Source organism: Streptomyces ochraceiscleroticus (assembly GCF_000720485.1).
In the GTDB taxonomy this organism is placed as follows: domain Bacteria; phylum Actinomycetota; class Actinomycetes; order Streptomycetales; family Streptomycetaceae; genus Streptomyces; species Streptomyces ochraceiscleroticus.
This window is the reverse complement of sequence record NZ_JOAX01000002.1, coordinates 392,195-404,792: the sequence shown is the minus strand read 5'-3', so window position 1 is coordinate 404,792 and position 12,598 is coordinate 392,195. Positions and strand designations below refer to the sequence as shown.

Below are 12,598 nucleotides of genomic sequence, written 5' to 3'. Positions count from 1 at the left end.
GAGTGAGCAGCGCAGGAGACCCCGTGCGCGCCGGGTCAGGACAGGGGTTCGAGGAATTCCAGCCGGTTGCCGACGGGGTCGTGGGAGTAGAAGCGGCGGTGGCCCGGGAGGCCGTCGTCCCAGGTGACGTCCGCGCCGTGGGCGGTGAGGCGGGCGGCGAGAGCATCGATATCGGTGACGCGGAGGCCAGGGTGGGCCTTGGCCGATGGCCGGAACGCGTCATCGACGCCGAGATGGAGTCGGACCGTCCCGGCCTCGAACCAGCACCCTCCGCGAGCGGCAAGCGCGGGCGGCTTGGGCACCCGGGCCATGCCCAGCGCGCCCTCGCAGTACCGGCACAGCGCGTCCTCCGTTCCGGGTGGCGCGGCGAGCTGGACGTGGTCGAGGCCGGTGATCATCCGCTCAGATCTCCTTACGGGCCACGGCGAAGATCCGCCGGAAGGGGAAGACCGTGCCGTGCGGGCCGGCCGGATACGCCTTGCGCAGCAGGTCACGGTACTGGTCGAGGAATTCCGTCATGGCTTCGGTGTCGCCGTCCAGGGCGGTGAGGACGGGGCGCAGCGCGGTGCCCTTGACCCAGTCCAGTACCGGGTCCTCGCCCTGCAGGACCTGGACGTACGTGGTCTCCCAGGCGTCCGCCGCGCAGCCGAGGTCGACCAGCCGCTCGAGGTACTCCTCCGGCTGCAGGATGTGCACGAAGCGCCGGCCCTTGCCGCCGAGGCGGGTGCGCCACTGAGGGGTCTCGCACAGCTCGCCGAGGAGGGCGTGGCTGGGGGAGGTGAAGTTGCCGGGGACCTGGAAGGCGAGGGTGCCGCCGGGGGCGAGGGAGTCGATCCAGGGGGCGAAGGAGTCGGCGTGGCCGGGGACCCACTGCAGTGCCGCGTTGGAGACGATGAGATCGAAGGGCTCGTCGGGGATCCACGTCGCGGCGTCGGCGGGGGCGAAGTCCAGGCGGCCGCCGCCGGGGGTGGGACCCGCGTAGGACTCGGCCCTGGCCAGCATGTCGGCGGAGCTGTCGAAGCCGGTGATGTGCGCGTCGGGCCAGCGGTCCGCCAGCAGGGCGGTGACGTTGCCGGGGCCGCAGCCCAGGTCGGCGATGCGGGGGCGGCGGGGCGCGGGCAGCTCGGGTATCCGGGCGAGCAGGTCGAGGAAGGGGCGGGTGCGGTGGGTCGCGTGGCGGAGGTACTGCTGTGGGTCCCAGGTCGGCGCAACGTGCGTGTCGTGCATGGTCGAACCCCTCTGCTGGTACGGGCCAAGGCCGGTAGGGCCTGAACTCCTGCCGACGCTGCCCAATCGTCCAGCAAAATATATCTTGACGTCAAGAGACTTCATGTCGACACAACCACTACACTGATCGTCATGGAGGACGAGGTCGACCGACTGGTCGCAGCATGGCGCCGCGAGCGCCCCGACCTCGATGTGGAACCACTCGAGGTGCTCAGCCGTATCAGCCGGCTCGCCCGGCATCTCGACCGCGCGCGGCGGCTGGCCTTCTCCGAGGTCGGCCTGGAGCCCTGGGAGTTCGACGTGCTCACCGCGCTGCGCCGCGCGGGCTCCCCGTACCAGCTCTCCCCCGGCCAGCTGCTCACCCAGACGCTGGTCACCTCCGGCACGATGACCAACCGCATCGACCGGCTCGCCAAGAAGGGCCTCGTCGAGCGGCTGCCCGACCCCAGCGACCGGCGCGGCGTCCTCGTCCGGCTCACCGCGGAAGGGCGCGACCGCGCCGATCAGTCGCTGGCCGGGCTGCTCGCCCAGGAGCGGGCGATCCTGGCGGAGCTGTCCCGCGCGGAGCGCGGCGAACTGGCGGGCCTGCTGCGGCAGTTGACGGCACCGTTCGACAACATTCCGGGCTGAGCGCCCCGTAGGGGCGCGGGGAACTGCGCGACCAGCCACGACGGCGCCGCGCCCGGCGGCCGAACCACAGCCCCACGGCGGTGCCCCGCACGTCGCGCCCCCTTGCCCGCAAGGGCCACGTCCACTTGGATCGCCGCCATGAGCGAGCAGCGCAACGCGCAGCGTGATGGGCCGGCCGCGCCGGAATCGGCGCAGCGGTTCAACGGCCGCACCCACCTCGTCACCGGCGCCGCCTCCGGCATCGGCGCGGCCACCGCCGACCGGCTCGCCGCCGAGGGCGCCCGCGTCCTTCTCCTCGACGTCGACGACGAGCGCGGCGAGCGCACCGCGCGCCGCATCCGCGCCGCCGGCGGCACCGCCTCCTACGAGCACTGCGACGTCGCCGACGAGGCCGCCTGGCAGCGTGCCGTGGCCGCCGCCCGGGGCCGCTACGGGCCCGTCGACGGCCTGGTCTCCAACGCCTTCACCCGCTACGTCGCGCCCGCCGACCGCACCCCGCGCGCCGACTGGGACCACCAGCTCGCCGTGAACCTCACCGGCGCGTTCCTCGGCGTACGGGCGGCCCTGGACGACCTGCGTGCGCGGCAGGGCGCCGTCGTGCTGACCTCCTCCGTGCACGCCCTCTTCGGGCTGCCGGGGCGGCCCGCGTACGCCGCGTCCAAGGCGGGCCTGACCGGCCTCGCCCGCCAGCTCGCCGTGGAGTACGGGCCCGACGTACGGGTGAACTCCGTACTGCCCGGGCCGGTCCTCACGCCCGCCTGGGAAAGCGTCCCCGAGGAGGACCGCGAGGCGACCGCCGCCGAGACCGCAGCGGCCCGGCTCGGCCGTCCCGAGGAGGTCGCCGCGGCGATCGCCTTCCTGCTCTCCCCGGACGCCTCCTTCGTCACCGGCGCGAGCCTCGTCGTCGACGGCGGCTGGAGCGTCCTGAAGAACTCCTCCTGACCAGCGAATTCGTTCAGCACCACAGCAGCGACCAGCGACCACGCGACCCGACAAGCCCCCAGGGGGGAGCGCGCGATGGGAATCCGGTTCGGCGGGGACTACAACCCCGAGCAGTGGCCCGAAGACGTACGGGCCGAGGACCTCGTCCTCATGAAGCAGGCGCACGTCACGATGGTGACCGCCGGGATCTTCTCCTGGGCGGGTGTCGAACCCCGTCCAGGCACCTACGACTTCGGCTGGTTCGACCGCGTCATGGACGGCCTCGGGCAGGCCGGCATCGCGGTCTGCCTGGCCACCATGACCGCCTCACCACCGCCCTGGCTCGCCCACCGGCACCCGGAGATCCTCCCCGAGGACGCCGACGGCACCCGCCGCTGGCCCGGCGCCCGCCAGCACTACTGCCCCTCCAGCCCGGTCTACCGCGAGCACGCCGTCCGCCTCGTCGAACGCCTCGCCCACCGTTACGCCGGCCACCCCGCGCTCGCCCTGTGGCACATCGGCAACGAGTACGGCTGCCACACCCGGCAGTGCTACTGCGACGTCTCGGCCCGCGACTTCCGCCGCTGGCTGCGCGAGCGCTACGGCACCATCGAGGCCCTCAACGACGCCTGGTCCACCGCCTTCTGGTCGCAGGGCTACGGCGACTTCGAAGAGGTACTGCCGCCGCGCACCGCGCCCGCCTCCGCCAATCCGGCGCAGCAGCTCGACTACCTCCGCTTCAGCGACGACGCGCTGCGCGCCTGCTACCTCGCCGAGAAGGAGGTACTGAACCGCGTCACCCCGGACGTGCCGGTCACCACCAACCTGATGCCGGACCACAAGCCCGTCGACGCCTTCGCCTGGGCCCGCGACATGGACGTCATGGCGCTGGACTTCTACCAGGACCCCCACGACCCCGACGACCACATCCGCGCCGCCTACAACTTCGACCTGATGCGCTCGGCGCGCGGCGGGCAGCCCTGGCTGCTGCTCGAACAGGCCCCCGGCGCCGTCAACTGGCGCCCCCGCAACGGCCCCAAGCCGCCCGGCGCGATGCGCCTGTGGAGCTGGCAGGCCGTCGCCCAGGGCGCCGACGCGGTGCTCTTCTTCCAGTGGCGGCAGTCGCTCGGCGGCGCCGAGAAGTTCCACTCCGCGATGGTCCCGCACGGCGGCACCGGCACGCGGATCTTCCGCGAGGTCACCGAGCTGGGGCGGGAGCTGGCCGCCGTACCGGGCATCGAGGGCACCCGCTCCGAGGCGCAGGTCGCGCTGCTCGCCGACTGGGACAGCCGGCGCGCGCTGGAGCTGGACTCCCGCCCCTCCACCGCGCTGCAGGCGCCCGAGCGGGCCCTGGCCCACTACCGCCCGCTGTTCGAGGCGGGCGTCGCCTGCGACGTCGTGCCCCCGGACCGGGACCTGACCGGGTACCGCCTGGTCGTCGTGCCCAACCTCTACCTGCTGCGCACCGAGGACGCCGAGCGGCTGGCCGCCTACGTGCGCGACGGCGGGCATCTGCTGGTGTCGTTCTTCTCCGGCATCGTCGACGCGCACGACCGGGTGCACTCCGGCGGCTACCCGGCGCCGCTGCGCGAGGTACTGGGACTGCGGGTCGAGGAGTTCTGGCCGCTGGACGAGCGCGCGGCCGTCCCGCTGCGCGGGCGGTACGCCGGGCGCGCCGACCTCTGGGCGGAGGACATCGTCCTCGAAGGCGCGGGGTCCGTCGTGGACTTCCTGTACGACGGGCTACGGCCCGCGATCACCCGGCACGCCCACGGCCGGGGCGCCGCCTGGTACGTCGGCACGCGTCCCGACCCGGCGCTGATGCGGGCCCTGATGGACGACGTACGGGAGGCGGCGGGCGTGACGCCCGTACTGCCGGGGCTGCCGGCCGGGGTGCAGGCCACCGTGCGCTCCGATGCCCGCGCGCGCTATCTCTTCCTGCTCAACCACGGCCAGGAGCCGGCCGAGGTGGCGCTTCCGCGCCCCATGACCGACGCGCTGGCGCAGGCCACACCGCGGGCGGCAACCGTGTATCACCTCACCCTGCCCGCCCGCGGCGTGGCCGTCCTGTCGGAGTCCGGCCCGCGGGCCGGCTCCTGAGCTACGCCGCGGCCCCGGACGGCGGGGCGGTCAGGGTCTGCCGGCGGCCGTGCTCAGGCGGTCGCCGGCCACCGTGCCGGCCGGGGCGCGGCCGCCGGTCCATGCGCGCCTCACGGCACCGAGACCGACGCCGACGGCACCGGCTGCGCCGCCGGGGACGACGGGGGCGGCTCCAGCTCGACCGGCCCCACCCCGGCCCGGCGCGCCAGCGCCACGGCCGCGAGCGTGGAGTGCACGCCGAGCTTGCCCAGGACGTTCTGCATGTGCGTACGGACCGTGTGCGGCGAGAGGAACAGCCGCTCCGCGACCGCCTTGCGGCCGAGCCCCGCGACCATGCAGCGCAGCACTTCGCGCTCGCGCGGGGTCAGCGACTCGACCAGGCGCTCGCTCTCCGTGCGGTGCTTGCGGGCCGCCGTCAGCTCCCGCAGCACGCCGGTGAGGAGCGCGGGCGGCAGATGCGTCTCGTCCCGCAGCACGCCGCGGATCACGGCGAGCAGGCGGGAGAGCGAGCAGTCCTTGGCGACCCAGCCGCCGGCCCCGGCCTGCAGGGCGGACGCGGCCCTGCGCGGGTCGTCCTTCTCCGCGAGCACCACGGCGCGCACCATCGGGTGCGTGGTGCGGACCGAGGTGACCAGCGAAATTCCGTCCACGGGCGCGCCGTCGGCGGTCCCGTCGCGGTGACCCTGCGGCCGTAAGGGGACGGCAGCGAGCGGTGCGACGGCGGCGCCGAGGTCGGCGTCGACGAGCATGACGTCGAAGCGCCGGCCTTCGGAGGCCGCCCGCTCCAGACTGCGCAGGGCCGCCGGTCCGCTCCCGGCCGCCGCCACGTCCACGTCCTGTTCGGCCGCGAGGGCTGCCGCCAGGGACTCGGCAAAAATGCGGTGGTCGTCGACCACCAAGACCCGGATGCGTTGCACTGAGGACCCCCTGTCTCGGGGAAACGGGCAGAAACGGGTACGTGCGCCCGGGGGCGGGGTCGCCGCAGCGGCACGGCCGCCGCCGTGCTGCGTCGCTGTCCCGTCCCGGGCGCCGTACCCTCACCTCCCCGCGCCGCGTTCGGCGGAGAGGGTCCAGCTCGCCCCCTGATCGGCACCGGCCCCCACCGGTGCTCTGTTCAGCGTACGTACGGGGTCCGGCAACGGAAGCCGATTGGCAAAACTGCCCGACCCATGTGTTCAGGGTGGGGCAGCGGGCTCACCACGAGACACCAGTAGCGGGTGATCGGCTCATTCCGACCGGTTACCGCCGGACGTCGGCGGGGCAATCGGCCAGTCGCACGGACCGGCTGACAGCGCGTCGGGAGTGTGCGGGGGCGCACTTTCACGCCCCCGCCGCCGTCCGGTTCACGCCAGCCGCCGGGCCCCCGCGCTCGGCACGGCGGTGAAGATCCGCGGCGCGGCGTGCCCGGCCGCCGCGAACGCCTCGGTGACCGCCTTGCCCACGGCCTCCGCTTCCGCCTCTTCCACCAGCACGATCGCCGACCCGCCGAAGCCGCCGCCGGTCATCCGGGCGCCCAGCGCGCCGGCCTCGTTCGCGGCCTCGACCACGAGGTCCAGCTCAGCACAGGACACGGCGAAGTCGTCGCGGAGCGAGTCGTGCCCGGCCGTCAGCAGCGGGCCGATGCCGCGCGGGTCGCCCGCGTCGAGGCGCGCCATGACGTCCTCCACCCGCCGGTTCTCGGTCACGATGTGCCGTACCAGGGGCCGTACGGCGGCCTCGTCCGCCAGCGACTCCAGCGCCTGGCGCAGTCCGTCGTACGCCACGTCGCGCAGGGCGCGTACGCCCAGTGCCCGCGCGGCCCGCTCACACCCGGCGCGGCGTTCGGCGTAGGCGCCGTCACCCAGCTCGTGCTGAACGCGGGTGTCGACGACCAGGAGGCGCAGCCCGGCCGCCGCGAGGTCGAAGGGGACCTGACGGCGGGTGAGGTCGCGGGTGTCCAGGAGGAGGGCGTGGCCCTCGGTGCAGCAGGCCGAGGCGGTCTGGTCCATGATCCCGCAGGGCACGCCGACGAAGGCGTTCTCGGCGCGCTGGGCCAGCCGGGCCAGCTCCTGGCCGTCCAGGCCCAGGCCGTACAGGTCGTTCAGGGCCAGCGCCGTGGCGACCTCCAGGGCCGCGGAGGAGGAGAGCCCGGCGCCGGTGGGGACGACGGAGTCGAAGTGCAGGTCGGCGCCGCCGCCCACCGGCAGCCCGGCCTCCCGCATCGCCCACAGGACACCGGCCGGGTACGCCGCCCAGCCGCCGTCGGGTGCCGGCCGCAGCACTTCGGTGCGCAGCTCGACGATCCCGCCCTTGACGTTGCCGGAGTGCAGGCGCAGCACGCCGTCGGTACGGGGCGCGGCCGCGGCGATCGTGGTGTGCGGGAGGGCCAGCGGCATCACGAAGCCGTCGTTGTAATCGGTGTGCTCACCGATGAGGTTGACCCGGCCGGGGGCGGCCCATACCCCCGCGGGGGCGGTTCCGTACACCTCGCGGAAGGCGGCCTCTGTGCGGCGTGCGCCGTGTGCCGTGTCGTTGTTCAACTCGGACTCCTTCGTCCAGCTCATTGTGCGAATGCCCGGGCCCGGGTGCGGCGCCGCTTTGGCTGAGCGCGCAGTTCCCCGCGCCCCTGAAGGGGCGCGGGGAACTGCGCGAGCGACCACGACGGTGGCGCGCCCGGCAGCGGTGCTGCGGCCCCTACCGGGTTGCCGCCCGGCCCGCCTGGGCGAAGGCCCACGCGTCCGCCACGATCTCCGCCAGGTCCGCGCGCTTCGGCTGCCAGCCGAGACGGTCGATGGCCGTCCGGGCCGAGGCGACCAGGACCGCGGGGTCGCCGCCGCGGCGCGGCGCGACGACCTCGGGGATCGGGTGGCCGGTGACCTTGCGGACGGTCTCGATGACCTCGCGCACGGAGAAGCCGTTGCCGTTGCCGAGGTTGCAGATCAGGTGCTCGCCCGCGACAGCCGCGTCCAGCGCCAGCAGATGGGCGTCGGCGAGGTCGGCGACGTGGATGTAGTCACGGATGCAGGTGCCGTCCGGCGTCGGGTAGTCGTCGCCGAAGACGGAGATCGACTCGCGGCGGCCCTGGGCGACCTGGAGGACGAGCGGGATGAGGTGCGACTCGGGGTCGTGCCGCTCGCCGCAGTCTCCGTACGCGCCGGCCACATTGAAGTACCGCAGCGAGACCGCGGCCAGGCCGTGCGCCGCGCACTCACCGCTGATCATGTGGTCCACGGCCAGCTTCGAGGCGCCGTACGGGGAAGTGGGCGCGGTGGGGTCCGTCTCCGTGATGGGGGTGTTCACGGGCTCGCCGTACGTCGCCGCCGTGGAGGAGAAGACGAGCGTGCGCACGCCCGCGACGCGCATTGCCGCGAGCAGGTCCATCGTGCCGCCGACGTTGTTGCGCCAGTACTTCTCCGGGTCCACGACGGACTCGCCGACCTGCGAGAACGCGGCGAAGTGCAGGACGGCGTCGAAGGAGCGGTCCAGCCATTTGGCCGCGTCCTGGACCCGGCCCTCGATGAACTCCGCGCCCTCGGGGACGCCCACGCGGTGGCCGGTGGACAGGTCGTCCAGGACCACGACCTCGTGGCCGGCTTCCAGAAGGTGTGCCGCCACGACGCTGCCGACGTATCCCGCTCCGCCGGTGACCAGGTATTTCTTGCTCACGTGCTCGCTACCTCTCGCAGTCGCTGCGCCGCGGCTTCCGGCGGCACATCGTTGATGAACACATTCATGCCGGATTCGGAACCCGCGAGAAACTTCAGCTTGCCGGGAGTGCGTCGGATGGTGAAGAGCTCCAGATGGAGCGCGAAGCCGTCGCGGTGCGGGGCGCGCACCGGCGCCTGGTGCCATGCGGCGATGTACGGCGTCGGCGGCTCCCCTTCCCCGAAGATCCGGTCGAACCGTCGCAAGACTTCCAGGTAGAGCTGTGGGAACTCTGTGCGCGCGTCCTCGTTCAGCGCGAGCAGGTCGGGGACCCGGCGCCGCGGATAGAGGTGCACCTCGTACGGCCAGTGCGCCGCGTACGGGACGAAGGCGACCCAGTGCTCGCCCTCCAGGACGACGCGGCTGCCGTCGGCGAGCTCGTCGGCCACGACGTCGTCGAAGAGATTGCGGCCGCCCGTGCGCTCGGCGTGCTCGGTGGCCGAGGCGAGCATCCGCTCGGTGCGGGGGGTGACGAAGGGATAGGCGTAGATCTGGCCGTGCGGGTGGCCGAGGGTCACGCCGATCTCGGCGCCGCGGTTCTCGAAGCAGAAGACCTGCTCCACGTCCGGGAGCGCGGAGAGCTCGGCGGTGCGGTCGGTCCATGCCTCCAGGACCAGTGCGGCCTGCTCCTCGGTGAGGTCGGCGAAGGAGGCGTGGTGGTCGGAGGTGAAGCAGACGACCTCGCAGCGGCCGGTGCCGCCGGCGAGCGAGGGGAAGCGGTTCTCGAAGACCGCGACGTCGTAGTCGGCGGCGGGGATCTCCGAGTGCCGCCCCTCGCGCGAGGGGCAGAGCGGGCACTCATCGGCCGGCGGGTGGTAGGTCCGGCCCTGGCGGTGCGAGGCGACGGCGACGGAGTCGCCGAGGAGGCGGTCGTGCCGGATCTCGGAGGCGGTGGTGACCTGCGGCAGGGGGCGCTCGTCGACGGCGTCGCGCACGACGTCGTCGCGGGAGTCGTAGTAGATGAGCTCCCGGCCGTCCGCGAGCCGCGTGGACGTCTTCTTCACTGTTGCTCCTCGCCAGGCGACCAAACAGAAACAAACATAATGAACCACGAGCCAACACTTCCGTCAACGCTGGGGACAGAGCGATGCGTCCGTCGCACCCAGCGTCACCAAGAGAGCCCACTCGATCACGATCCAACAAACAAAACCAACAAAAGTGTTCAGTTTCCGAGCGACCGCGCGTAACTTGCTGCTCGTTCAAGCCACCGGCGCCACGCAACGAAGCGAGACCCCATGATCACGATGGCCGAAGGGCTACGCCTCCCTACCAACGGGCTCGACTACACCATCCTGGCGATCTACTTCGCCGTCGTCCTGGGCATCGGCTTCGCCGCCAAACGCAGCGTGAAGACCAGCCTGGACTTCTTCCTCTCCGGCCGGTCGCTGCCCGCGTGGGTGACCGGCCTCGCGTTCGTCGCCGCCAACCTCGGCGCCACCGAGATCCTCGGCATGGCCGCCAACGGCGCGCAGTACGGCGCGTACACGGTGCACTGGTACTGGATCGGCGCCATCCCCGCCATGGTCTTCCTCGGCCTGGTGATGATGCCCTTCTACTACGGCTCCAAGGTCCGCTCCGTACCGGAGTTCCTGCTGCACCGCTTCGGGCCGTCCTCGCACCTGCTGTCCTCGATCATCTTCGCGGTCTCCTCCGTGCTGATCGCGGGCGTGAACCTCTACGCGATGGCGATCGTGCTGGAGGCGCTGCTCGGCTGGCCGGAATGGGTCGCGATCGTCGTCGCCGGCTTCTTCGTCCTCGCGTACATCACCATCGGCGGCCTGTCCTCCGCGATCTACAACGAGGTCCTGCAGTTCTTCGTGATCCTCGCCGCGCTGATCCCGCTGACCATCGTCGGCCTCAAGCGCGTCGGCGGCTGGGACGGCCTGACCAGCAGCCTCACCGACTCCCACGGCGCTGACTTCCTCACCGCCTGGGGCGGCACCGGCATCGGCGAGTCCAACCCGCTGGGCGCCAACTGGCTGACGATCGTGCTCGGCCTCGGCTTCGTGATGAGCTTCGGGTACTGGACCACCAACTTCGCCGAGGTGCAGCGCGCGCTGTCCGCGAAGAACGGCTCCGCCGCCAAGCGCACCCCGCTCATCGCCGCCTTCCCCAAGATCTTCATCCCGCTGGTCGTGGTCGTGCCCGGCCTGATCGCGCTGGTCATGGAGCCCTCGCTGGGCAAGACCAAGGACGGCCTGCAGTACAACGACGCCATCCCGGTCCTGATGCGGGACCTGCTGCCGAACGGCGTGCTGGGCATCGCGGTGACCGGTCTGCTCGCCGCGTTCATGGCCGGTATGGCGGCGAACGTCTCCTCGTTCAACACGGTCTTCACCAACGACATCTGGGCGGCGTACCTGAAGAAGGGCCGCGAGGACGCGTACTACCTGAAGACCGGCCGGGTGGTCACCGCGGTGGGCGTGCTGATCGGCATGGGGACCGCGTTCATCGCGTCCTCTTTCAGCAACATCATGAACTACCTGCAGACGCTGTTCTCGTTCTTCAACGTCCCGCTGTTCGTGGTGTTCATCATCGGCATGTTCTGGAAGCGGACCAGCGCCGCCGCCGGCTTCTGGGGCCTGCTCTCCGGCACCGTCGCCGCGATGGTCAACTACTTCTGGTTCTACAAGCAGGGCATCATCTCGATCCCGTCCGACCAGGGCGCCAACTTCGTCTCCTCGATCGTGGCGTTCGTCGTCGGCGCGGTCGTGATGTTCGTGATCACCCTGGTGACCAAGCCCAAGTCCGCCGAGTCGCTGGCCGGCCTGGTCTACGGCACCACCTCGCCCGGCATGGAGGAGCTGCCCGCCGAGGGCGACGACGCGTGGTACCGCAAGCCCGCCCTGCTGGGCTGGAGCGCGGTCGTCCTCGCCGCCCTCTGCTACATCCCCTTCTCCTTCTAAGGGCCGTAAGGAGCACACCATGAGTGACTACCAGCACGAGGTCGAGGAGCTGGAGCGCAAGTCCGCGACGGCGGCCCGGCTCTTCGACGTACGCCGCATCATCGGCGGACTCTTCGTCGTCTACGGCGTGATCGTCACGATCGCCGGCATCACGGCGTCCGACGCGGACCTGAAGAAGGCCCAGGACATCAACATCAACCTCTGGACCGGCCTCGGGATGCTCGCCCTCGGCCTGTTCTTCCTGGCCTGGATGAAGCTGCGCCCGGTCGTGGCACCGGCCCCCGAGGAGACCGGCGCCGCGGCCGGCGGCACGAGCGGCAGCGCGTCCGGCACGACGGACTGACGCGCCGCGCGCTCACTGCGGCGGGGCCTGCTGCGGCCCCGCCGCGTTCGCGTTGCTGACCGCGGCCCGGTCCAGCAGGCCCGTACGGGCCGCCAGCGCCGCCGCCTCCAGCCGCGAGCCCACCCCCAGCTTCATCAGCACCCGCTGCACATGCGTACGGGCCGTGCTCGGCGCAATGCCCATACCGGCCGCGATGAGCCGGGTGTCCTCGCCCTCGGCGACCCGGACCAGCACCTCCACCTCGCGCGGGGTCAGCATCTGCAGCAGCCGGGCGCCCTCGTCGTCGGGCTGCGCCGCCGGATGCAGCAGCTCCTCGAACGCCTGCTGGAGCAGGGCCGGCGCGATCGCCGCCTCGCCCGCCCTGGCCTTCATCATCGCCCGCTCCACGCCCTCGATCCGCTCGTCGTGGCGGACGTAACCGGACGCACCGGCCGCGAACGCCGCGGCGATGCCCCGCGGGTTGGGCACCGGACCGAGCACCACGACCGCCACCTGCGGCCGCTCTTTCTTGATCCGTACCACCGGGTCGAACACTCCCGGCTCAGCGGGCGCTGCCGTCCCCAGGAGGCACACCTCCGGCGCTCTGCTCACCACCAGATCCGCCGCCCCGGCACTCGGCGCGGCCGCGGCGAGCACCCTGTGCCCGCGCAACTTCAGTGCCGAGGCGAGCGCCTCGGCGAGCAGGCGGTGGTCGTCGACCACCATGAGCCGCACGCCCATTCAGCAACCCCCCATTCCCCGGCGAACCCAGCCCCCCGGCCCTTCGCCGGGCCCCTTTGCATCCGGA

At 72.3% G+C, this 12,598-nt stretch carries 12 protein-coding genes; 5 read left to right on the top strand and 7 right to left on the bottom strand.

Going from position 1 to position 12,598, the window contains the following annotated elements:
* Positions 1-35 precede the first annotated feature (35 nt).
* Positions 36-398 (bottom strand): VOC family protein, encoded by a 363-nt coding sequence (locus IG84_RS0104020; protein WP_031051408.1) that lies wholly within the window; start codon positions 396-398, stop codon positions 36-38.
* 4 nt (positions 399-402) lie between these two features.
* Positions 403-1,227, bottom strand: coding sequence for a trans-aconitate 2-methyltransferase (locus IG84_RS0104015; protein WP_031051407.1), 825 nt, complete (start codon positions 1,225-1,227; stop codon positions 403-405).
* A 132-nt stretch (positions 1,228-1,359) separates the two neighbouring features.
* Here IG84_RS0104015 and tamR point away from each other — a divergent pair, with 132 nt between their 5' ends.
* From tamR to IG84_RS0104000, 3 genes are all read left to right on the top strand, one after another.
* Entirely contained in the window at positions 1,360-1,857 is a 498-nt protein-coding gene (tamR, locus tag IG84_RS0104010; protein ID WP_031051404.1) for a MarR family transcriptional regulator TamR, read from the top strand.
* Between the two features lie 138 nt (positions 1,858-1,995).
* Positions 1,996-2,799 (top strand): SDR family NAD(P)-dependent oxidoreductase, encoded by an 804-nt coding sequence (locus IG84_RS0104005; protein ID WP_031051402.1) that lies wholly within the window; start codon positions 1,996-1,998, stop codon positions 2,797-2,799.
* A gap of 75 nt (positions 2,800-2,874) precedes the next feature.
* Positions 2,875-4,878 (top strand): beta-galactosidase, encoded by a 2,004-nt coding sequence (locus tag IG84_RS0104000; RefSeq protein ID WP_031051401.1) that lies wholly within the window; start codon positions 2,875-2,877, stop codon positions 4,876-4,878.
* 110 nt (positions 4,879-4,988) lie between these two features.
* Here the strand turns inward: IG84_RS0104000 and IG84_RS0103995 are convergent, their stop codons facing one another.
* The 4 genes from IG84_RS0103995 to galT all read right to left on the bottom strand — a co-directional run bounded on the left by IG84_RS0103995 (position 4,989) and on the right by galT (position 9,566).
* Positions 4,989-5,795 carry a response regulator transcription factor gene (locus IG84_RS0103995; RefSeq protein WP_037799156.1) on the bottom strand — a complete coding sequence of 269 codons (807 nt, stop codon included), beginning with the start codon at positions 5,793-5,795 and terminating at the stop codon, positions 4,989-4,991.
* A gap of 426 nt (positions 5,796-6,221) precedes the next feature.
* A complete protein-coding gene (gene galK / locus IG84_RS0103990; RefSeq protein ID WP_245659213.1) occupies positions 6,222-7,397 on the bottom strand; it encodes a galactokinase in 1,176 nt (391 codons plus the stop codon).
* A 154-nt stretch (positions 7,398-7,551) separates the two neighbouring features.
* Positions 7,552-8,523: a UDP-glucose 4-epimerase GalE gene (gene galE / locus IG84_RS0103985; RefSeq protein ID WP_031051395.1), complete on the bottom strand. Its 972-nt coding sequence runs from the start codon at positions 8,521-8,523 to the stop codon at positions 7,552-7,554.
* Entirely contained in the window at positions 8,520-9,566 is a 1,047-nt protein-coding gene (gene galT / locus IG84_RS0103980) for a galactose-1-phosphate uridylyltransferase (protein ID WP_031051393.1), read from the bottom strand. The genes galE and galT overlap by 4 nt, the downstream gene beginning before the upstream one ends.
* 231 nt (positions 9,567-9,797) lie before the next feature.
* On the opposite strand from galT, the gene IG84_RS0103975 reads away from it, so the two are divergent.
* Together IG84_RS0103975 and IG84_RS0103970 are read left to right on the top strand one after the other, a co-directional pair.
* Positions 9,798-11,468 (top strand): sodium:solute symporter family protein, encoded by a 1,671-nt coding sequence (locus IG84_RS0103975; protein WP_031051392.1) that lies wholly within the window; start codon positions 9,798-9,800, stop codon positions 11,466-11,468.
* A gap of 19 nt (positions 11,469-11,487) precedes the next feature.
* A complete protein-coding gene (locus tag IG84_RS0103970) occupies positions 11,488-11,811 on the top strand; it encodes a hypothetical protein (RefSeq protein ID WP_031051389.1) in 324 nt (107 codons plus the stop codon).
* 12 nt (positions 11,812-11,823) lie between these two features.
* On the opposite strand, the gene IG84_RS0103965 is transcribed toward IG84_RS0103970, so the two are convergent.
* Positions 11,824-12,531, bottom strand: a complete 708-nt coding sequence (locus IG84_RS0103965) for a helix-turn-helix transcriptional regulator (RefSeq protein WP_030617335.1) — start codon at positions 12,529-12,531, stop codon at positions 11,824-11,826.
* Between the last annotated feature and the right edge of the window lie 67 nt (positions 12,532-12,598).